At 69.8% G+C, this 22,919-nt stretch carries 15 protein-coding genes; 12 read left to right on the top strand and 3 right to left on the bottom strand.

The annotated features are described in order from the left end of the window. Window positions 1-92: 92 nt before the first annotated feature. The gene (locus GRX01_RS04670; protein WP_159663891.1) at window positions 93-827 is read right to left on the bottom strand and encodes a competence/damage-inducible protein A; all 735 of its coding nucleotides are present in this window, start codon (window positions 825-827) and stop codon (window positions 93-95) included. 119 nt (window positions 828-946) lie between these two features. Between GRX01_RS04670 and GRX01_RS04665 the strand changes: the two genes are divergently transcribed. Continuing rightward, a complete protein-coding gene (locus tag GRX01_RS04665) occupies window positions 947-1,210 on the top strand; it encodes a DUF7542 family protein (RefSeq protein ID WP_201289506.1) in 264 nt (87 codons plus the stop codon). Between the two features lie 195 nt (window positions 1,211-1,405). Here the strand turns inward: GRX01_RS04665 and GRX01_RS04660 are convergent, their stop codons facing one another. After that, complete coding sequence (locus tag GRX01_RS04660) at window positions 1,406-1,855, bottom strand: hypothetical protein (RefSeq protein WP_159663887.1); 450 nt, start codon at window positions 1,853-1,855, stop codon at window positions 1,406-1,408. Between the two features lie 296 nt (window positions 1,856-2,151). Between GRX01_RS04660 and GRX01_RS04655 the strand changes: the two genes are divergently transcribed. From GRX01_RS04655 to GRX01_RS04605, 11 genes are all read left to right on the top strand, one after another. Then, window positions 2,152-4,059 (top strand): hypothetical protein, encoded by a 1,908-nt coding sequence (locus GRX01_RS04655; RefSeq protein WP_159663885.1) that lies wholly within the window; start codon window positions 2,152-2,154, stop codon window positions 4,057-4,059. Window positions 4,060-4,081: 22 nt separating this feature from the next. After that, a complete protein-coding gene (locus tag GRX01_RS04650) occupies window positions 4,082-5,707 on the top strand; it encodes a cell division protein FtsZ (protein ID WP_159663883.1) in 1,626 nt (541 codons plus the stop codon). A gap of 3 nt (window positions 5,708-5,710) precedes the next feature. Continuing rightward, entirely contained in the window at window positions 5,711-7,261 is a 1,551-nt protein-coding gene (locus GRX01_RS04645) for a hypothetical protein (protein WP_159663881.1), read from the top strand. 86 nt (window positions 7,262-7,347) lie between these two features. After that, a complete protein-coding gene (locus GRX01_RS04640) occupies window positions 7,348-8,511 on the top strand; it encodes a cell division protein FtsZ (protein ID WP_159663879.1) in 1,164 nt (387 codons plus the stop codon). Then, window positions 8,508-8,795 (top strand): hypothetical protein, encoded by a 288-nt coding sequence (locus GRX01_RS04635; protein ID WP_159663877.1) that lies wholly within the window; start codon window positions 8,508-8,510, stop codon window positions 8,793-8,795. The genes GRX01_RS04640 and GRX01_RS04635 overlap by 4 nt, the downstream gene beginning before the upstream one ends. 1 nt (window position 8,796) lies before the next feature. Beyond that, complete coding sequence (locus GRX01_RS04630) at window positions 8,797-9,840, top strand: hypothetical protein (RefSeq protein WP_159663875.1); 1,044 nt, start codon at window positions 8,797-8,799, stop codon at window positions 9,838-9,840. Continuing rightward, the gene (locus GRX01_RS04625; protein ID WP_159663873.1) at window positions 9,837-11,921 is read left to right on the top strand and encodes a hypothetical protein; all 2,085 of its coding nucleotides are present in this window, start codon (window positions 9,837-9,839) and stop codon (window positions 11,919-11,921) included. The genes GRX01_RS04630 and GRX01_RS04625 overlap by 4 nt, the downstream gene beginning before the upstream one ends. Then, window positions 11,921-13,120 carry a hypothetical protein gene (locus GRX01_RS04620; RefSeq protein ID WP_159663871.1) on the top strand — a complete coding sequence of 400 codons (1,200 nt, stop codon included), beginning with the start codon at window positions 11,921-11,923 and terminating at the stop codon, window positions 13,118-13,120. Before GRX01_RS04625 ends, GRX01_RS04620 begins: the two co-directional genes overlap by 1 nt. Window positions 13,121-13,125: 5 nt before the next feature. Then, window positions 13,126-16,017 carry a hypothetical protein gene (locus GRX01_RS04615; RefSeq protein ID WP_159663869.1) on the top strand — a complete coding sequence of 964 codons (2,892 nt, stop codon included), beginning with the start codon at window positions 13,126-13,128 and terminating at the stop codon, window positions 16,015-16,017. Between the two features lie 2 nt (window positions 16,018-16,019). Then, the gene (locus GRX01_RS04610) at window positions 16,020-17,021 is read left to right on the top strand and encodes a hypothetical protein (RefSeq protein ID WP_159663867.1); all 1,002 of its coding nucleotides are present in this window, start codon (window positions 16,020-16,022) and stop codon (window positions 17,019-17,021) included. After that, complete coding sequence (locus GRX01_RS04605; protein ID WP_159663865.1) at window positions 17,018-19,744, top strand: hypothetical protein; 2,727 nt, start codon at window positions 17,018-17,020, stop codon at window positions 19,742-19,744. The genes GRX01_RS04610 and GRX01_RS04605 overlap by 4 nt, the downstream gene beginning before the upstream one ends. A 181-nt stretch (window positions 19,745-19,925) precedes the next feature. Here the strand turns inward: GRX01_RS04605 and GRX01_RS04600 are convergent, their stop codons facing one another. Next, window positions 19,926-22,919, bottom strand: a complete 2,994-nt coding sequence (locus tag GRX01_RS04600; RefSeq protein ID WP_159663863.1) for a hypothetical protein — start codon at window positions 22,917-22,919, stop codon at window positions 19,926-19,928.

Here is a 22,919-nt window from a genome sequence, read left to right as displayed (position 1 = left end):
GCGACTTGAACACGCGCTGACGTGAGTGTAACCGGGCCGGGGTCGGAGCTGACGGTTTGGAGGCCGGGGCGCCCGAACCGACTCTCCTCGGCTCACTCCGGGTCGACCGTCTCGACGCGCTCGGCGAGCCAGCCGATCGCCTCCTCCACGGCGTCCGCGTCGTCGCCGCGGACGGTCAGCCGGTTGTGGCCCTCGGTGTCCGGGTAGCTCCCGACAGCGGCGTCGAAGCGATCGCGCGCACGGTCGAGGGTGTCGACCATCGACCCCTCCGGCTGTGGGGTGTACAGCGTCCGTGCCACCCCGTCGCCGGCGAACTCGTCGGCGACGCGCCCGAAGATCGCCCGCACCTCGCTCGGCACGCCCGGCATCGCGTACACGTTGCCGAGGACGAATCCCGGACACAGCCCCTCGTCGTTCGGGACGTAGCGCGCGCCCGCCGGGAGCGACGCCCACGCGGTCACGTCGATGTCCAACTCGTGCGCCTCGACGAGGTCGGGGTTCGCGTCTCGGTAGGCGGCGACCGTCTCGACGACGGCCGACCGCACCTCCTCGCGGACGGCCAACTCGCGTTCGAAGGCGTCGGCGATCGCGTCCGCCGTTACGTCGTCGTGCGTGCCGCCGAGCCCGCCGGTGACGATCACCCCGTCGTAGGCGTCGCTCCACGCGCCCACTCGCTCGGCTATCGCAGCCCGATCGTCGGGCATCGTGAGTATCCGTCGGACCCGGCCGCCGCGAGCGGCGATCTCGCCGGCCAGCCACGAGGCGTTCGTGTTCGTCGTCTCCCCGGCGAGCACCTCGTCGCCGACGGTGACGATGGCAACGTCCATCGAACGCACCGAGGCAGTCGGTCGACAAAAGCTCCCCGACGGACACGTCGACGACGCCCGCGGGGCACGGAGCGACGCCGATGGTGCGACTTACGGATCTGGAGGGTCATGGGTTCGATATGTCTACCGGCGTCCTCGTCCGCTGCGACGACTGCTCCTACGAGGAGTCGTTCGGGTCGCTTCGGGCCGCACGAACGGCTCTGGACGACCACGAACGCGAGACGGACCACGGGCTCGATTGGTACATCGGCGGGATCTCGCCGGGCGTCGAGCGCGCCGGCGACGACGCCGGCGTGTGCGGTCGTGACGGCTGTGCGAACCCCGACACCCCGCTGCTCGATCGCGACGGGGCGGGGTCGACCGGTCGAGGGTCCTCCGAGTAGTCCGGTCCCGGTGCGTGGGCCCGCGCCGGCGGCAGGTGTCCCCGTGGCTCCGGAGGTCGGTACAATAGCGGCCCTGACGGCTGGAACAACCGAGACCCTGCCGTGTCCCGCGGTGAACCATCGACGGACGACCGACACTGTCAACACCGCCGACACCACGACCGCGTCGATGCGGGTCGCGACCGTCGACCGAACTCAGACAGGCGGCGAGTCGAGTTCCGCGCGGTCGACGGCCAGTTCGTACTCGACCTCGCCGTACTCGTAGTACAGGCGATCGATCGTCGCGTCCGACGGGAACTCGGAGACGGCGGTGACGCACCTCGCACGGGCGCCCGGCCTGATCCGGATCTTCGCGTACCAGTGCGGCGGGAGCCAGCCGACGGCGTGTGGTCCCCCGAACCCGGCACCGATCGAGTCGTCGGTGGCGTACTGGAATCGGTCCTCGTCGAGCACGTCGTGTTCGTCGTACCACCACTCGACGGGCTCGTCGCCGACGTTCTCCACCTCGAAGAACAGCACCGTCGCCGTTCCGGGGTCGTCGTCCTCCATGAACCCCCCGCCGCCCGTCTCGACGTCGTCCGCGATCGCGACGAGTCGGACGTCGAACTCGTCGGTGATCGCACGGTTGATCGGACTGCTACTCACGGGTGTCCTCCGCCTCCGTCTCGGATCTCGACCCCGACTCTCGAACACCGGTCCTGACTGGCATCGGCGGACGATGTGAACGAAATTACATAACATTCATCCCGGATCGCCAGTCGATGACACGAGCGTATCGGAGCCGTTCCGCTATCGCGAACGATCCCGGTAGGACACGCCTACTCGGCCGGCATTCCCGTGTCCGTCGAGGTGTTCGGAACGACTCGGTTTCTCCTCGACTCTCATATATGAAAAATACGGTCAACTGTTTTATACATGTGCCCGTGTGTGGCAGGTAGTACATGTCTAGAACCGCGCACGGGCAAACGGTCGCGTGGGGTGCGGCGGGTATCCCGCTCGTGGTCGCGCTCGTGCAGACGTTGTTGGCGCTGTTCGGCTACACGTCGAACTCGGCGGGGCTCACGCCCATCGCGGATCCGGTGTTGTCGATCCCGGTGCTGTTCGAGGCGGCGGTGGTGTTCAAGGACAGCTCGGCGGTCGTGATGGGGCTGTTCCTGCTCATCGCGCTTGCATGGGGCGCTCAGGGCGGCGCGATGCTGATCGTCGAGCACCGCGAGGCCGCGTACGGCGCGGCCACGCTGTCGGCGGTGCTGTTCTTCGCGCTGTTCTTCGGCGTGTACGCGCCGCTGGCCTCCGCGGACATCCCGCTCATCCAGCTCGGCGCGTTCTACGCAGTCCCGGTGTGTGCGGCCGCCCTCCAGCTGTACGCGGTGGCGACGTACCCGTGGAACGAGGTCGTGCTCGAGGAGACCGGCGGCGACCTCGGACGGCTGGAGGCCGAGGTCGCGAACGAACGCTCGGCGTTCGACGCCGCCTTCGACGCCCGGTTCGAGGGGCTCGAGACGCTCTCGAACGTCGCCCCCGGCGGCGTTCGCGACGTCCGGGACGGCGCCGAGGAGTTCCGCGACCGGCTGGACGGGATCGACGACGACATCGAGGAGATCCGGACGATGTCCGACGGCGAGGCCGCCCGGGCGGCCCGCGCCGGCGTCGAATCGGAGCTGGCGGGTCTCGACTCGGACGCACGGATCGAGGAGCTCGCCGACGGGTTCCAGGGGGCGCTCGCCAGCGGGATCCGAACCGAGTACGGGGAGTTCGTCGTCCGGTCGGAGTACGGCGAGCGCTATCGGACCGTCAACCTCCCGACGAACCACCGGGAGCTGTCGATCCCCGGCGGCGGGGACGCCGTCCACCTCGACCACGTGGACGAGGAACTCGAGTCGCTGGCACGGACGGGCGACTCGTTCGGCGCCGTCGCCACGGCCGTCGAGGCCGTCGACGAACATCGACAGCGCGTCCGTGCGCACGTCCGCGAGCGGGAGGCCCCTGTCGTCGAGGCGATCTCGACTGCGGAGGACAGACTCGACACGCTCGACGGACAGCTCGACTCGATGGACGTTCCGTTCGGTGACCGGCTCGGCGAGGTGTTGGTCGACGGCCGCGACCCGGACCTCGACGGCGCACGCGACGTGCGGACCGAACTCGACCGGGCGCGCGACTCCCTCCACGAGTGTCAGTTCGACGAGGCACGCTCGACAGCCGAGTCGGCCGCCGAGGGGGCTGCTACGCTCGTGACGACCGCCGAGTTGCTGTCGACGCTGGAGGCGAGCATCGACGCTCGCCACGCGTCCGTCTCGATCCCGGCGGAGATCCCCGACGGGTACATCGAGGCGATCGTTCCCGCAATACGGGCCGGATACGACGGCCTCGACGCGACGGTCGCCGCCGGCGGCGACCGGATCTCGTTCACCTACGACGACGGGACGGACGAGGCGGGCGGCTCCACGGACGCCGGGGCCGCGCACGACACATCGCCGGACGACACGGCCGACCGATCCGGCCGGTCCGACGCGGTCGAGTCCGGCACCGGCCGGGAGTCCGTTCGCGTCGCATCGCCGGAGGAGGTCGTCGACGGGGTGTTGTACGCGTTTCGCGAGTTCGAGGACGGCGCCGACGGCGACGACCGGATCGCCCAGTTCCGACTCGAGGACCTCCCCGACTCGGTCGCGACGCGGGACGTGCTCGTCAACGTCGAGCGGTTCGCCGGACGCCAGTCCGACCTGTTCGAGTCGGTCGACCTGCAGAGCCCCGAACCGCCGGGGTTCATCGAGTTCACGCCCGCCGACGGCGAATCGATCGAGCGATCCATGTCGACGGCGCATCGACGCTTCCGCGAAAAGTACACGTAACCCCACCAACTGAGTACACAAAATGCCTGAATCCTGCGAGATCTGTTATACCGCTCCGGCGGACTGGGAGGCGGACAGCATCGAGGAACACGTTCTGAACACCCACGGCGACGCACAGGCGTCGGTTCGAGCCATCTACGGCGACCGGTTCACGCACCTGTTCGAGGAGGGCGCGGACGCGGCCGCCGACGCCGACGGCCCCGACCCCTCGGGCGGCGGCGGTCCGGACGACCCGGGCGACGGCGGCGACCTCGGCCCGGTCTCGATGGACGACGACGACGGCGAGATGTACGGGCGCAAGTGGTTCCTCATCGGGATCGGCGGCGCCGGGAACAACATCGTCGACGCGGTGCTGTTGCGTCGGGACACGCTCGCGCGCAACCACGAGGACCGCGCTCGCATCTGGCAGGGCGGACTCGCCGGATACGGGCTGCTCAACACCAACATCGCCGAGTTGGAGCAGACGTACTACGCGAAGGAGCTCAAGGAGTACTCGCGCAATGACCTGCTGTCGAACTCGATCATCGGGTTCGGCAAGCAAGGCTACAGCGGGATGGGGTACCGCTGGAGCAACGGTGCCAAGGTGGCGGAGGCCGACTTCGCCGACGGGAGCAACCCGTTCCGCGACCGCTGGGACATGACGAGCCAGGACATCCGCGACGCACAGGCGGTGATGCTCGTCCACAGCGTCACGAAGGGCACCGGCTGCGGCGCGACGCCCGTCATCGCCGAGAAGCTCCGCGAGGAGGTCCAGGAGTCGGGGCTCGTCATCGACCAGGCGATCCTCAGCTCGGTCGTGATTCCCTCCGAGGGGGGACAGCAGTCCGCCGTCGGCGGTCGCGCGAAGACGAACGGCGTGATCGGGCTGTCGCGTATCTCGCGAACGGCCGACGCGATCATTCCGTTCAACAACGACCACCTCCGGCGTGCGAGCACCGACATCCACCCGCGCATCGAGGGGATCGAACGCTACAATCCCCCCGAGTTCGCGGAGCTCAACAAGCCGCTGGTGGCGTTCCTCGAGGCGTTCACGATGTCGTCGACGCCGCAGCTCACCGACCGCGACGCGACGATGAACATCCGCGGCAGCGTCTTCGACGTGGCCGACAGCTTCCGGCTGGTCGAGGACAAGTACCCGCACGACATGGCGCCGGAGGAGCGGCCCGCCGTCGTGCTCGCGCCGGCGCTCGGGCGGCTGCGCTCGGACGACATCTCCGAGTCGAGCCTGGAACTGCTCACGCGCAACACGCTGCTGCAGAACCGGCTCGCCGACTTCGACCCCTCGACGGCGTGGGGCGGCAACTTCATAATCTACGGACCGGAGGAGCAGATGGCCGACGTCTCGGAGTACGTCACCGACGGGACGCTTCAGGGGATCCTCAACGGCGAGGAGTTCCTCGACGCCGACTCGCGTTCGGGCGTCGAGACGGTGGACGTCCAGCTGAACCAGCTCGTCATCCCCTATCTCGACGACGTGTTCATGTGGGGAACGCTGTGGAACCCGCGGATGCCCTCGCTGGAGTCGATGTACGAGCACGCCAAACGGCTCAAGGACGAGGGACAGAGCGTGCAGGCGGAGCAGATCCGCGACGTGTGGGACGAGGTGCAGCCGCTGTTCGACTGCCTCGGCCGGTCAAACATGCTGTGACCCATGTCGGGACCACCGATATCCACCGTGTTCATGGGGCTGTTCGGCGGCTCGGACGACCCGGACATCGAGGCGATCGCAGAGCAGCTGGGCGCCCGCCCCTCGGAGGGGGACGTCAAGCGAACCCTCGGCGAGCTGGAGGAGTCCATGGACCGACTGGCGGCGGCAGCCGACATCGCCGGCCCGGACGGCCGCGTCGAGAACGACGCACCGCCAGCAGCGAAAGCTCGGGAGCTCGCGACGATGGTCGAGCGCGGACAGATCAGCATCGATCGCACCGCCGGGGGCGGCGCAGCCGCATCCGCCGGATCCAGCGCGGACGGGTCCGACGCCGACGGCGTCGTCGCGTCCGTCGCCGACGACGTGTCCCGATCGAGGCGGCCGGCCGGACACCGCGCGGCGGCGCTGCTCGACGCGCTCACGAGCCCGCGCTCGACCGGCGAGGGAGACCTGCGCGAGACGCTGGAGGCGGCCGTCGACCGGTTGGAGGTCGCCGACGACATCGACCGCGCCGTCGAGTTGGACGACCCGGAGCGAACCGCCGGCCGGCTGACCGGCGTCGACGACGACCTCGCCGCCGACGTCGCCCGACTCGCCGAGTCGGCCGCCGACAGTGACCGAGCCGACGACGCGTCGGAGACGGAACTCCGGGACGCCCGAGTCGCCGTCGACCGCGCGCTCGCGAGTGCGGCGGGCCACCGGACGCCGGACCCCGACGCCTCCCTGACCGAGCGGGTCGAACTCCTCGCGGAGGCCGTTCCCGACGACGGAACGGACGGGGACGACCCCGGGTCCGCGGCGGCACGCAGGGTCCGCTCGGCGAACCGCGCGGAGTGTGAGCCGGCGCGTGACCTGCTCGACGGCGTCGCCAGCGGGGATGAGGACGACGTCGCCGAGGCGTTGCGCTCGGCGGTGGACGCGCTCAACGGGGCGGCGACGGTTCGAAACCTCACCGACGACGTCGACGTCGACGACGTGGGGGCCCGGGTTCGATCGCTCGGGGAGACCGTGAGCGGGATCGACGGCCCGGTCGCGTCTGCGCTCGCCGACCGCGTCGACCGCCTCGGCGCGATGCTCGACCGTGCGGACGCGAGCAACGCAGTCGTTCCGTACGCGGTTCGCGAGGAGGTGCGCTTCTACGAGCGGGACCTGCTCCCGGTCCTCGAATCGAGCGTGGCCGCCACCGGCGGGAACGAGACCGGCTTCGGCGCGAACGAGCAGGGGGTCGACGCCGCCGGATCCGGTGCGAACGGGAGCCAGACGCGGGAGGCGGACGCTTCCGGCGCCGAGGCGGCCGTCGACGCGCTCGAGGACCGCCGTGCGGAGATCCGCTCCCGGTACGTCGACTCCCGGACGGATCACAACCACAGCATTCCCATGTTCTTCCTCTCGCTGTCGGAGTCGTTGGAGGACCGGGCGCGCGACGCCCTCGCCGCCGGCGAACACGACCGCGCCCGCGGGGTCGCCTCGGCGACCGACGACCTCCTCGAACGTGTCGAGGGACTCTACGAGCGAAACGAGTACAGCGTGATGCTCAGACGGCTCCGGGGATAGTCGAATCAACCGCTCCAGTTATCGCAATCTGTACATGTGACGGTAGAGTTATATCTCCCATACCGAAAGGCGGTGACAGGTAGACCATGCCATATCTCTTTGTCGGCGCGGGTCAGGCCGGGTGTTCGTTGGTGGACTCGGTCTTCAGTCACCAGCGGGTCGCCCAACTGGCCACGCCAGTCGCGTTCAACTCGACGATACGGGACCTTCAGAACCTCTCGAACATCGAACGGGAGGCGTGGTACGGCGTCTCCGAGGGGAGCGGACTCGTTCCCGGTACGACGGCTGGATTCGAGGAGGAGGTGACCGGCGGGTTCGGCCGCGACCCGGAGAAGGCCGACGCCGCGATCGCGGGGCAACAGCCGCAGTTAGTCGACGCCTATCAGGAGCGGTTCGGCGAGGGCTCGCCGCCGTTCGCGTTCCTGTTCCTCGGGCTGGGCGGCGGAACCGGATGCGGGATCGCCCCGCACCTCGCGGAGGCCATCACCGAGTACGGCGGGCCGTCGACTGACGTCATCGCGGTCGCGGTCCTCCCGAACACCGCGGGACAGGTGACCGGGGACGACGGGCCGAGCGCCACCCGACAGGCGACGAACGCGATGTACGGCCTCGACAGGTTGGAGGAGCACGTCGACGGCGTCATCCTCATCGACAACCAGCGGCTCGCCTACGAGGACGCCGCGGAGGGGCGCTTCAACGAGTACAACGACTACGCCGCCTCGGCGATCGTCGACCTCATCTCCGGCCCGATACTCGAGCGGATCAACCCCGGCGAGTACGACGACCTCGACGCGCCCGTCATCGACCTGCAGGACGTGGTCACCTCGCTCACGCTCGACGACGGGGGGGTCGGCTACGCGACGCTGGGACGGTCGGTCACGATGACCCGGTCGCTCCCCGGCTACATCCTCCCGTTCGTCGGACGCAAGTCCGTGGACGGTGCGACGCTCTCGCGGCTGGCCGTCTCGAAGCGCAGCGTGGAGGACGTGAACCCCGCGGACGCGGCGAAGGCCATCGGGCAGGTTCGCGCGCCGGCGCCATACCTCGTCGACGACGACTATCGGATCCAGGTGTCGGTGATCCGGGGACTGCTGGACTCCTACTGTCCGGAGGTCAACATCGGGATGACGCTGACGAAGCGGAACCTCGCGTCGTTCACGACGCTGTTGACGTTCGCGCGGGAGGACATCTCCCGGATCGCCGAGATCGAGGACCTCGCAGCCGAGCACGCCGCGGGGGTGACGGTGTGAGCGGCTGCGGTCGCACCCGCGGCGTGACCGTCCTGCTCGCGGTCGGACTCGTTCTGCTCTGTGGCGCGCTCGCGACGACCGGCCTCGCGCAGGACACGGGCGACGACGACCGATCGATCGGCACGCTCGTCGACGACATCCGGGACCAGTACGAGACGACCGAAACCGCCGTCTCGATGGCGTCCTCGCCCGTCTCGCCCGCGCTCCTGGGTGGCGGACTCGGCGTCGGGATCGGCGCCATCGCGGGCGCGGGCTTCGCCTATCGCAACCGGGGGATGCGCTGAGATGGTGGGGACGCACACCAACGCCGCGCTCGCCGTCGCGATAGTTGCGGTGGCGCTGGCGGTCGGCCCCGGCGTCGCCGCCGGCGCGGCGAGCCCGGATGCCCCGTGCGCGGGCGTCGGCGACAACCGGCTCGTCGCGTACTACGACACGGAGGAACGCGTCGGGGACGCGACCGTCTACCCGGGAACGACGCTGACGCTGTTCGTCTGCTCCGGCGACGATCCGGAGCCGTACGGGGTGGCGTGGGGCTTCGATGCCGGCGCTGTTTCGGGGATCGAGGTCGAGTCCGAGCGCGAGGCGAGCGTCGTCGTCAGTGTGACGGCCGACGGGGACTCGATCGCGCCCGCGGGGGCGGTCACCCAGAAGGCGAACCTCGAGGGACCGGTGATCGGGGTCCAGCGGGGGTACTCGACGACGACCAGCGTCGACGGCGAGTCGGTGACGCTCCAGTTCGGGTCCCAGTCGGACCTCGACACGTACCGGGACGCGAACTCGACGTTCGAGACGCATCGAACGGACGTGACGAACGCCTCCGCGACGCTCGCTGCGGCGGCCGACGACGGGAACGCCCTCGAGGTCGACCCGTCGGACCGGTTGGCGACCATCGAGGAGACGAACCTGACGACCGCCGGACAGCGGCTCGAACGGGCGACGTTCGCCGCCGCCGAGGCGGGGGACGCCGACGACGCGCGCACGGTGATCGAGGGCGTTGCGAACGAGCGCTCGGCCGCCCAGGAGACGACGCGAGAGAACCTGCAGGCGTACCTCGGCGCGCTCGAACGGCGCGAGGGGAACGCCGCCACGACCGTTCTGCTCGTGCTCGTGGGTACGCTGATCGGCGGGTTGGTCGTCGGCGGCGGGACAGGGTACCTGCTCGCGCGGCGGACGCTCTCGAAGGTCGAGATCGATCGCGGCGTCTCCACGGCGACACAGTACAGCCTGAAACAGATCGCGGTGCCGCTGGCGATCGGCGTGCTCGCGCTCGTCGTCGCTGCGGTCGGCGCGGTCCTCGGCGGCGGCGACCTTCTGGCGGTGATTCTATGAAGCGACAGTACAAGGCAGCACTCGGCATCGGTGGTATCGTCCTGGCGACCGCGCTCGTGGGCCTGCTCTCGTTCCTCTACCTCGGCTCGCAGATCGGCGTGTACGTCATCGGCGTGGGCGCGCCCCTCGCCGTCGTGCTCGCGATCGGACTGTACGTTCGTGGCGTGCTCACTCGAGACAACACCAGTCAGGGAGACTTCGTGCAGGAGGCCGCTCGCGCGGCCGCCGAGTCCTTCCGCGACGAGCTGACGACGTACAACCGTCTCACGCGGGAGCACGACCGGTGGGACCCGGGCGAACTCGACACCAGGGCCCGACAGATAGCTGACGACTTCGGGGACGCCGGCGTCGCAGTCGACGTCGCCGCGGCGACGATCTCGGTCGACTCGCCGGGACGCGTACAGGAGTTCGACAAGCTGGAGGGCGACGTCCGCGCGTTTGCCGACGACCGGAACCGGTCGTTCGCCGAGTTCGGACGGAAACAGATCGAGCACGCCCGTCAGGGCGCGCGCTCGGTGAACGAGTCGGTGCTCGGCGGGAGCGACGTGCCGGTCTCGGTGACGTCCGACGACGTTCCCGACGGCGCCGCCCCCGGTGAGACGGAACGGGTTCTCTCGACGGCACGGGAGGAGGCGGCCGCGGTCTACGGAGACGCCGTCGACCGCATCGAGTCCACGGTCGCGGAGTACGACGGCGACGACGCGAGGATCGAGTCGCACCTCGACACCGCACGCGAGTGCATCGAGGACGCCGACTGGGACGGCGCCAGCGCGGCGATCGACGACGCGCAGGGCGACGCCGAGTCGGAGGTGAGCGCCGCGTTCAGCGCCGACCGCGACAGCATCGACAGGCTCCTCTCGACGGTCGACTCGGTCGGCGTCGACAGGTACGCGGAGGACGCCGACCTCCGGACGTTCGAGGAGGCACGGGAGACGCTCGCAGGCATCGACTCGGCGCTCGCGAGCGACGAGCTGGACACGGTCGGCGAGGACGTCCGACGGGCCGCCACGAACGTCGTCGCGACCCTCGAATCCGAGCTCGCGGCCGACGTCGACGTGATCCGCGAGGCCGACGTACCCGTGGGGTTCTACACGGCGCCGCCGGCGGTCGCCACCGACTACGAGGCGCGGCTGCGGGAGGCGGCGGATCTCGACGAGTTCCGCGAGGAGTGGCTCGCCGCGGCGGGCGAACTGACGGAGGCCGTCGAGGCGGCCGAGACGAAGGCGTCGGTGGCCGACTCCTACGGGATGGTTGAGGACCGGATCGCCGACGGCGTGCGCACGGACGGTCGCGTGACCGCCGACGACCTGCCGGTCCGCGACGCGGAGCCGTTCCTCGAGCTGTACGCCGACGGGAACGGCGCGGTCGAGTTCGACCCGTCCGTCCCGGCCGTCGTCGCCGAGGGCGGCGGCGAGTCGTACACGGTGACCGCCACGGCACAAATGGCGACCTCGACCGGGGAGGAACACGACCTGACGGTCGCGCTCTCGGGCGACGGGGTCGACGAGCGCGAGACCGCGACCACGTACGTCGCCACGGAGGCGACGTTCGAGGAGATCCCGTACGGGGAGTACACGGTGTCGGCGACCACGCCGACCGAGGAGTTCGCGGACGAGGAGACGACCGTACAGGTCGCGGACGACGAGTCCGTCAAACTCGAGCTCGCTGAGATCGGCCTCCGCGAGCGCGTCTGCGGTGCCGACGTCGACGACGTCGAGAGCCAACTGCCGACGGTGGCTCCCAAGCTGGAGGAGGGCTTCGCGGCCGAGGAGTACCTCACGCCCGACTCCGACATCCCCGTCGCGGCCGAGTACGTCCCCTGTCTGCTCGTCCTGTGGGCTGAGGAGGCGGGTCACGAGGCGACGCTCGACGACGGACGCGTCCTCGTGTACGACCACGACCAGTTCCGTTCCCGACTCGACACGATCACGACCCACAACCTGAGCGAGGGCGACACGATGACATACGACGAAATGCGGCGAAAGTTCCTCTCGGTACCGGCATCCGACGACCTCATTCGCTCGACGCTGCGTGACCTCGACGCCGGCGTCGACGTCGGAGAGACGGAGGTGAGCGCCTGATGTCGCAGCGGGACACGTTCACTCGCTGGGGCGTCATCTCCTCGGGCGAGGGCGGCGGCCGCATCGCGGCCCAACTGCTCGCCCGGGAGGACAACCCCGGGATCGACGACCGCATCGCGCTGTTGAACACGAACCGCGCGGACATCCTGAACACCATCGAGCGGGCGTCCCTCGATGACACCTCCGAGTTCACGACGGTGTTCGGGTCCAAACGCGGCGTCGGAAACAACTTCATCGCGGGCGAGCAGTGCGCCCGCGAGGACCTCGACCTCATCGTCGGCGACATCCAGGAGCGGATGACCGGCGCCGACGCGTTCATGCACATGACGACGCTCGGCGGCGGCACCGGAAACGGGTCGATCCCGTACCTGATCGAGCAGCTGTCGGGCGGGTCTGACGCGTCGAACCTCAGGCCGTGGATGGACAGCGTCGTCCACGTCGCGCTCGCGGCGTGGCCCTACTACGACGAGCCCGCACAGCGCCAGTTCAACGCAGTGATGGGGCTGTCGCGGCTCCTGATGAAGCGGAACGGCGAACAGAACGCCGACATGGTCCTGTTGGCGAGCAACTCCCATCTCAACGACGACGGGACGCAGGGCAGCTACGACGAGGTGAACGACCGTATCGTCACCGCGATCGACCTGTTCATCAGCGCCGGCCGCGAGGCCCGCGGCGTCATCGACGTGGAGGACTACGTCGCCCAGCCGTCGAACATCGGCGCGTATCACTTCACGCCCGCGGTCGCGACCGGGCTCAACGGGCGGATGCTCGAGTACGAGCTGCTGTTCGACCGCGCGGCCGAGCAGACGTTCGTCCCGATGGACGTGACGACGTCGCGGGCGGCGTACGCGGTCGTGCGCGCTCCCGAACAGCTCATCGAGTCCGGCGACATCACCGAGACCGGCGTCCAGTCGGCCTTCGGCGAGTGGAAGCGCGACAACGACATCGGCGGCGCCGTCGGGATGACGACCCTCACGCCGAAACAGACACGCGGCAACGACGTCGACGTGCTGGTGTTGCTCGGCGGCTTCGACCTGAACCCGCTGCTCGACCACTCGCGGGACGCCTTCGAGACCCACAAACAGAACGTTGAGGCCGCCAGACAGCTCGGAAACGCGTCCGACGACTCCATCTCCGAGGCGCACGTGGCCGACCTCTCGGAGAACCTCGAACGCTACGTCTCGATCAACGCGAGGTGAGCCGGATGGGGAACACCACACACCGACGGCTGTTCGTCGCGCTCCTCGTGCTGGCGCTCGTCGTCGGGCCGGCGACGGCGACCGCTACGGTCGGCGCTCCCGACTCCCCGACGGTCGGGGCGCTGACGGCGTCGGGATCGACGATGGCAGCGGGGGATCTGCGTCAGACAGACTCCGGGGCCCTGCGATTCGAACTCGACGCCGAACGCGTCGGAAACGACTCGGCAGTGAACGTCCTGATCGAATCCGGCGGGGAGAAGAAAACGATATCGGGCGTCTCGCCTGACTCCGAGGCCGACGGGGTCTACACGTACACGGTCGCGTCCAACAGGCTTCCCGAGTTCTCGCTGGCGAACGCCACCGTGCAGGTGTACCAGGGATCCGAAGACAACCGGACCGACTTCCTCACCGAACAGGGCGTCGATCTCCGGCATCTAGACCTCGGCGACGGAGCCGGCTCCTTCGACGAGGAGGGACGGCTCACCCTGACAGCGACCAACGACACCGCCGGGCTCGACGGCGCGTCCTTCGAACTGGCCGCGACCGCGAACGGCGACGATCGCTCGGAAACGCTCTCGGCGACGCTCGAGAACGGGACGGTCCGGATCGACCGCGACGAAGCGTTCACGGGGCTCCTCGCGCCGCCCGCGGACCTGAGGCTTTCTGCGGCCGACGGGGGACCCTCCGTCACGGGTGAGACGGCCGTGTCGCTCACGAACGCCGCTCCCGACCCGAGGGTCCTCGTGTCTCCCGGTCGCGTGACGGTGGAGTCGCCGTTATTGGTCGGTGGAACGGAGTACGGTGTCCACCTCGAAACGAACGGACCGGATGGTGAATACGCCGTGTTGACGACCGCACGGGAGAGCGACGGCGTCACGTCGGTGGTCGTCGAGAACGAGAACATCGCCGGGATCGACAGCGTCACGATCGACGTGACGACCGAGGGATCGGCGGTGCTGTCGACGACGTACAACGACACCGATCCGGAGTCCGCGTCCGTCGCCGAGGGGAACCGCAGCGTGACGCTGGATACCGGCACGTTCGAAGGCGACGAGGTCTCGTTCGTCCTCCTGTCGACGTCGAGCGAGGTCGGCGTACTGAGTAACGCGTCGGTCGACGGCGCGACGCTCTCGCTGCTCGGGCTCTCGAACGAGTCGGAACTGAACCCCGAGGGGTCCTACCGGATGGTCGTCGCGTTCGCCGACGCGCGGGCGACGACAGTCTCCGTCGGCGACGGCGAACCGTCGGCACTCCAACCGGCGACCGACGAGTCGGACCAGGGGAATACGACGACTGCCGTGGGCCCGGACAATCAAGAGGGTGACCTGTTCGGCTTCATCCCCAGTGTCGGTTTGCCCAGGTCCCTCGAACTCGGGCTGGTCCTCGGGTTCCTTGTGCTCCTCGTCGGGGGTGGCGGAGTTGCGGTCGGGAAGTTCGTGCTCGGCCAGTCTGACGGCTCGGGATCCGGAGCGGCCGCGTCGACACGGACGCGGGACGTGCGCGTCCGGATCGCCGACGGGTTCGCGAACGAGCAGCTCTCCGACGAGGTGTACCTGACCGCGCGACCGACGGGCCAGCCGTTGGGGTCGTCCAGCGGCGTCAACCGCGACGGCGGCGGCCGGGAGGAGACGGTCGACGGCGGGGTCGTCACGTGGACCCTCGACGCCGAGCCGTACGAGTTCACCGCCTCGTACAACGGCGCGACCGTCACCGAGACGGCGGAGGTGGGTGACGACCGGGTGACGCTGAGCTTCCAGCCGGCGTCGAAACGCGTCAGCGTCATCGACGAGACGGGCGAGCCGGTGCGGGACGCGACGGTCACCGCGACGTTCGACGGCGAGCGGGTCACGGAGCGGACCGACGAGAGCGGACAGGTGTCGCTGACGCTCCCGATGACCGCCTCCGGCGTGGAGGTGACCGCGGAACACGAGCGATACGAACCCGACACCCGAGAGGTGACCGACCCGAACGACGTCCCCGAGGAACTGCGCGTCGTCGGGAAGACCGGAACGCTCCGGGTCGAAACCGCCATCGGCGGCGAGCCGACGGACGATGTGAACGTGAGCCTCGAGACCGACGACGAGTGGCTCAAGGAGCGACTGCGGGAGTCGAGCCCCACCGATCGTGGCGGCGACGCGGTCGGACTCCCGGCCGGCGAGTACACGTTGGTCGGCTCGGTCGACGGCGAGCCGTTCGAGGACGTCCGTTCGCGTGTCACCGTCCCCGAGGACGACACGGCGACCGTCACGCTCGACGTGCCGTTCGCGTTCGAGCTGTCGGCGACCCAGCGGGAGTCGCTCGAGGCGCTGCGCCGCGAGGCGGACGACCTCCTCCCGGGCGGTCGGCTCGATTCAGCCGTTCACAGCTACTACGCGAGCGTCGCGCGCTCGCTGGGCGACGCAGTCGAGCGAGTCCCCGACTCCGGAATCCGGTTCGCCGAGACCGGGGTCGAACCGGACCCCGTCGTCGACGCGATGCTGTCGGCGGGTCGCGGCTGCGTCGAGGGCGTCGACAACGCGATGAACACGAAGCACAACGTCGACCTGTTCAGCGCGTGTGCGGACATGCGCGAGGTCTCCGAGGAGTGGCGGGCGGACTACGACCTCGACGACCTCTTCGAACTGGCGGCGGCGGACCGCGTGAGCCAGCGGGCGGAGCTGAAGTCGCGGCTCTCGGAGGCCGAATCGACCGTCGAGGACCACCGCGGCGAGGTGAACGTCGTCTCGCCCGCGAGCGACGTCCTCGAGGAACTACAGGCGTACGAGGGCGAGACGCGGGAGTCGGACGAGGTGCGGAACGCGGCGTTCGTCTTCGCCGTCGCCGGCTTCGTCGAGTCGGTCACGGAGCTGTTCGAACACCCGCGCCTGCTCGACCGGCTCAACAGGACGATGTACTGACGATGCTATCCAACCGACCTACCCAACCGATCGCAACGCTCGCCGTGTGTCTCCTGCTCGTCGTCGGCACGGTGCCCGTCGGGGCGACCCAGACGGACGCCGAGACGGCAGACGAGTTCCTCACGGAGCTACGGCAGTACGAGGACTCCCCGGCGCTGTCGACGTACTCCGAGTTCGAGGTGATGCGCGGACAGGCCGTCACGGACGTACAGACCGGCGAGTTCACCGAGGCGGACCGCGAACAGATGGCCGCGGTCGTGACTGTCCTCGAGGAGTTCACCGCGGCGTACGGCGCCGCACAGAACGACAGCACCGACGAGAGCCTCGCGCGGGCCGACGCCACCTCCCAAGCCATCGAGCGGCTCGAGGAGGCCGGCGGCGACGGCTACGCGACGCTGGCCCGACTCGGTCTCGAGCGGTTCTACCAGCAGCGCGGGGAGGTGCTGTACGAGCGCTCCCGGGAGGCGACGAACACCTCGGCCGAACTCGACGACCTCGAGAGCGCCGCGGCGGCGTTCGAGGCCGCCGGCGCGAGCCAACGGTACTCGTCGGTGAGTGCCGAGGCGAGCCGCGTCCGCGCGATCTACGAGTCCGACCGCGAGCGGATGGACTCCGCGTTGAGCGCCGCCGGGGCGTTCGTCGACGACTGCGGGGACGCCTGCGGCTCGCCGGTCGCGGCGATAACGACGCTCGGCCCGGGCGTGTTCGGGACGTACACCGACGCACGCTCGGCGACCGCCGACGCGGACGTCGCCGCCCAGTTGGCCGAGAAGCACGGCCTCGAGGCCGAGAGCGAGCGCGCGAACACCCTCGCCACCGCGACGAGTGACGCGCTGTTCTCGCTCTCGGTGGCCGCGACGATCCTGTCGCTCGCGTACGCGCTCCTCGTCGGACTCGTCGCCGCCGCGTTCGGCTGGCGGATCGCGACGTGGGCCGACGACGTGGACGGGTCGAAGGTGGGACGGATCGTCCCGCGCGAGCCCGTGGAGGTGCCGAGCCAATGAGCCGAGCCGTCGGCTCGGTCCGGTTCATCGCCGTGCTACTGGCGGTCGTCGTCGCGCTCGGCGCGGCGACCCCGGCTGTCGGCGTCTCGACCACCGTCGAGAAGGACGCCGCGCTCACGGACCAGACGGTTTCCGATGAGCTGTCGTTCGAGTTCACGGCCGACTCGAACGACACGGTGGAAGCGACAGACGAGATCACGCGGGCGAGCGGGAACGTGGTCTTCGCGTTCGATTCCTGGGAACAGGTCGGCGGAACCGCGAGCGGTACGTCCAACACGTGGGACCCGGTCGCAGGCGAGGAGTACCGCGTCATCTACGACGTATCGGTCACCGGAGACGTGGACGAGCAAACCTACTCGGGGACGGCAACGATCTCGGGTGGAACGTCCTACTCGGAGGACCTCGACGTGTACGTCGACCTCCTGTATCCCGACTTCGGCTTCCCGGATGCCGGCGACCCGAAGCTGGTGTTCGACAACCCCAACAGTCAGTCCCAGTCGACCTCCTTCGACGTGACCGTTCCGAACACGGGCGACGGAGCGATGGTGATCTCGGAGGCGACGTTCTCGAACGTCCCCTCGGGCTTCTCCGTCGACACGCAGTCGATCCCCGACACGATCGACGCGAACGGCGAGGGTGACGTGGGGATCCAGGTCACCGCCGACGACGAGGTCTCTGCGGGATCGTACAGCTTCACGATGACGCTGACGGACAACCTCGGGAACACGCGGGACACCACCGTCTCCGTCGACGTGGTGAAGCCGCCGATCGCCTCGGTTTCGGGCGACGAGGTGAACGTCGGCGACGTGCTCGTCGGGTCCTCCAGCACGGTCGACTTCCGGGTCGACGAGATCGCCGGCAACGACGGCATCAGCGGACTCAATGTCGAGGTGATCGGCGCGGAGACCGACGGCAGCGTCTCGTTCAACGATCTCCGGTCCGTCTCCACGACCGCCGGCGGCAGCGACACCGCCTCGGTGACGATGAGCGCTCGGGACACGGCCGACCAACACGAGGAACTGGAGTGGGACGTGAAGGTGACGCCGGAGGCGGACGACGCACCCAGCTACACCTTCACGGTCTCCGGGCGGGTGATCTACCCCGCGAACCTCGAACGGGTCGAGGCGTCGGACACGACGATCTCGTTCGACGAACCCAAGTCCTCGACGTCGACGTTCCAGGAGACCACGGAGGTCGGCATCGTCAACTCCGGCGACCTCGAGATGAACGTCGTGAACGCCGACGCGTCGATGGTGAGCGGGGGCGAGTACATCACCGCCGACGTCGCCGACGTCCCGAACACGGTCGACGGGCTCGCGACCGGACAGGCGACGCTGGCGCTCACAGCCGACGACGACACGCCGGAGGGCGAGTACGACGTCGAGATAACCGTCCGGACGGAGGACGCGGGTACGCAGACCGTCACGCGGACGGTGACGATCACGCAGGAGCCGGAGCTGTCGGTGTCCGGATCGGTCGAGTACGGCGACGTGACGATCACCGAGAACCGCACGCAGACGATCGACGTGGCGGAGCGACTCGGCTACGAGTCGATCGAGAACGTACGAGTCGAACAGGTGGAGGGTCCCGACCGATGGCTCACGGTCGTCAGTCGCCCGAGCGGCACCGTCGGCGCCGGCGAGACGCAACCGCTGGTCGTCGCGCTGCGGTTCGACACGCAGGCGGAGCTGTACCAGCAGTACCGCTGGCAGTTCCGCGTGACCGGCGACGGCGTCGAGTCGCGGACGATCAACGTGACCGCGACGGCGAAGCCGTACAGTTTCGACCGGATCACCGAGCCACTCGGCGAGTACGACTCCCAGGAGCAGTGGAAGAGCGACACCGCGGGGCCGATGAACGAGATGCTCCTGTCGATGGAGGAGCGCCTTCGGGGCGACGCCGGGGTTCCCGGCTCCGACCTCTCACGGGGGCTGGCGGCGGGCCGCGCGACGCTGCTGTTCGTCGACTCCCTCGACGCCGCCCGGACGGCCCAGGAGAACGGGAACTACACGCAGGCACAGCGATCGCTGGGTAGGGCGGCCGTCGCCCGCGACCTGATGCGGCAGTACGCCGACTCGATAGAACAGGACGAGCTCCGATCGACCGCGCAGGGCGGGGTCGGCGCGGCCGACTCGGCGTTCGAGGAGACCGTCGCCGCCCAGCGCGACCACTACACCGACGTCGTGGAGGCGAACGAGTCCGCGATCGAGTCCGCGGAGGCACACCGTTCGCTGATGCAACTCGCCGACTACACGGGCGACGAGGAGGCGGAACGGCGACACAGGTCGAGCTACGAGGAGGCGTCGGCTCGGTATCGAGCGCTCGTCGAGGACGCCGCGACCGACCGCGCCGCCGGCGACTCAGCGTACGCGGCGTACCGATCGAACGCCACGGTCGTGCTCGCGGGATACCCCCTCGTGCTCAACCCGGCGCGGGCGGACTCGGTGCTCGGGGAGATCGACCTGATCAACAGTCGGTACGACGACTCGATCGACGGCTTCGACCGCGCCGGCGCGACCGACGAGGCGAACACCGCGGCGGACCGGGCGGCGACGGTCGAGAACCGCCTGTCGATCAGCCGATACGGGCTGTTCGGGGCGATCGGGGCGTACGCGCTCGTCGTCGTGCTCGTGCTCGCCCGCGTCGGCTTCCGCACGTACGCGTACGTGCAGGACGCCGAGGCGGCCACGACGGGGGAGTTCCTCACGCGGACCTCCACCTGAGGCGCTGCCGGCTTTCCGAGAGGCTGTCAGGGCGGGACACGCCTCGGGATCGCGCTTCCGTAATTCTTCGTGTGACTGTCGCTGTTCGCGGTGATAGCTCGGTCTCGGGGCGACGGTCGGGCCCGTTCTCACAGAAGCCGCGAGCGAGGAACGCGGCCGCCGTCCGGGTCGTGGACGGGCGTTACTCGTACTGCGTCGAGAGCCGGGACGGCCCGCCGGATTCGTCGGTCTCGACATCGAGGGTCCAGTCCCCCGACTCGACGGCTCCGTCCTCGTCGGCGACTGCCGAGACGGTGGCGTGCGTGGCGGCCTCGCCGGCCGTCACCTCGGCGTCGACGACGACCTCCTCGCCCGCCTCGACGCCCTCGAGGTCGACGAGGTACCGCAGCGACGACCCCGGAGCGATCGTCTCCCCGTCGTCGCCGTCCGCGTACATCGCCTTCTCCACGTGGGACCCGTCGGCGTCGACGGAGACGCCGGCGACCGGCCGCGAGCCGTCGTTCGTTATCGAGAGGAAGACAGACCCGAACCCGCGCTCGACGCGCGAGTCGGATTCTACCTCGACGCTCAGGTCGTCCACGCGGTCGTCGTCCCCGTCCGTGACCGACTCGTGGACGACCAGCGTGTTGATCTGCTGTACGTCTCCCTCTGCCGCCCGGCTGTCGACCCGACGCGCGCGAACGAACGCCTTCCCGACCTCGTCGCGGAGCGTGTACGGGGTGGTGACCGTGACTTGTGCCGGCGAGTCTGGGCCGACGCGCGCGTCGATCGGCGCCGACCGCTCGCCGCCCACGACGGCGTCCTCCACCTCCCACGTCCCCTCGTCGCTCTCGAGCGACAGCGAGAGCTCGCCGCCGTCGCGGGCGTCGTCCCGCCGCCACGTGATCGTCGCGACGAGGCCCCCGTCGTCGACCGACAGATCGGTCTCCGGAAGCGACGCGACCCCTCCCTCGTGTTCCAGTTCCACCCTGGGAAGCGACAGCGTCGACTCCAGCGGCACGTGGTACCTGGTCCCGACCGCCTGCCCGCTCCCGCGGACCTTCAGTCGCTGTGCGTAGGCGCCGTCGTCCGTTCGCAGTTCGAACTCGACCGGCTCGGCCGACTCGTTCGACACCACCAGCCGCTCCTCGAACACGACGCCCCGACGCGGCGGTTCCGACGGGAACTGTCGGTCCATGGAGACGGGCACTGCCTCGTCGCCTCCGGCGACGGGTCGGGACCCGGTCGACGACCGTCCCCGCGATCGGGTCGCCCCTCGACCGTCACCGCCGGCGCCCGTTCGACCGGCGTCGCCGCCGGTCGCGGGCTCCCCGAGCAGTGAACACCGCGCCAACGAGAGGCGCTCGGAGACACGTCCGCCGCTCGTCTCGACGGTGACGGAGCGCTCGCCGGGCGACGCGACCGGGAGCGCGAGTCGATAGGCACCGTTCGCCGGGATCGAGACCGGCATCGAGAACGAGCCGTCCTCGTCGGGGACGCCCTCGACGGTGACCTCGTCGTCGACGGCGACGGGCGTCTCGTTGCGCAGCGTCACCGAGAGGAAGCCGTCGGACTCCGCCTCGAGATCGATCGCGGTCGGCGTCGTCGGCACGGCCGTCCCGGCCTCCAACGGGTCGACGCCGTCCGCGCGGACCGCCACCGCGCCGCTGGGCAGGTCCTGTTCGAACGGGACGCGCTCGGCCTCGCCGGGGTCGAGCGTCCCGACGGTCCTCTCCCCCACGGTGACGCCCGTCACGCTCGACTCGCCCTCGTTCTCGACCTCGATCGCCGCGGACAACACGCCGTTCTCGACCCCATCGAGCACGGCGTCGACGCGGAGCGCGGTGGTCTCCTCCTGCACCTCCAGGGTTCTCTCGACCGACGCCTCGCCCGCGGTCGCGGCGACGGTCACTTCCTCGGCCGACAGGTTCTGCAGCGAGACGCGCCGACGCTGGGTTGCGTCGGCGTCGATGGTGGCCGACACGGTCGAGGAGGCGACCTCGGCACCCTCCGACTCGACGGTGGCGTCGACTTCGACGGCGCGGTCGCCCTCGTTGGTGAGCGCGAGCACCACCGTCGGGTCGGCGGGACGCACCGACTCCGACTCGATCCGGACGCCGACGGACTCGTCACCCTGCCCGACCGCCGCGTACACCGTCGCCGTCCCGCTTCCGACCGTGCACACCAGATCCAGCGCCGGCGTCGCCGCGATCGGCGTGCCGCTCACCCCGTCGAGCGGGCGCCGGTCGCCGTCGGTGTCCACCGCGTAGTCGCTGCCGGCGACGCGGGCCGCCAGCGCCGCGATCCCGGCGTCCGCCAGCCAGGAGACGTCGCCGTCGACCCCCCACAGCCGCTCGTCGCCCTCGTACCCGACGAGCTGGCCGTCCTTCAGAGAGACGACCGCACGCCCCGGGAGCAGCCCCACGTCGGTGACCGCGCCTGAGAGGGTCTGCTCGTCGAGCAGATCCCCTGACGAGTCGAGCACCGTCAGGAACGACCACGAGGCGACCGCGAGCCGGCCGTCTGCGGCGGCGACCGCGGGCGACTCGGCGACCTCGGCGTTCGGCTGGTCGAACCGGCCGGCCTCGATGCCGGTCCGCCCCTCGAGGACGACGAACTCCCCGTCGCCGGTTCGGACGTACACCCGGTCGTCCTCGGGGTCGGCGTCGACGGAGCGACCGTCCGTCACGTCGACGCCCCACACGCGGCTCCCCGCGTGGGAGAACGCCTCCAGTTCCGTGTCGGTGAGCGCGTACACCCTGTCGGCGACGGCGACGTCGATCACGCCGTCCCTGCGGGTGACGCGCCGCCGGTCGCCCGACGTGATGAGGTCGATCCGGCCGTCCGCGGTCGCGACGGCGATGACGCCGGGGCCCGCGTCCGCCGCCGCGACCTCCGGCATGTCGAAGGCGTCGACCTGCACGTACCGGTCCGGAACCGTCGCCTCCTCGGCCGGGTCCGTCTCCGACCCGTCGGCGTCGGCGTGGGCCGTCTCGTCTGGCGTCCCATCGTCCTGCGCTACTTCCTCGGTCGCGGTGGCGTCCGGTTCATCGGATACGTCCGCCGCGCCCGGCACGTCGACGGGCTCGGAACCGGGGTCGGCTGAGCCGTCGCCCGCCCGGTCGCCCCAAGCGTCCGAGTCCTCGTCGGCGGGGGAATCGCCCCACTCCTCGGAGTCCGAGCCGGCGTCGTCCAC

It is taken from the genome of Halobaculum saliterrae, assembly GCF_009831625.1.
GTDB classification, from domain to species: Archaea; Halobacteriota; Halobacteria; order Halobacteriales; family Haloferacaceae; genus Halobaculum; species Halobaculum saliterrae.
This window is presented reverse-complemented; position numbering and strand designations above follow the sequence as displayed.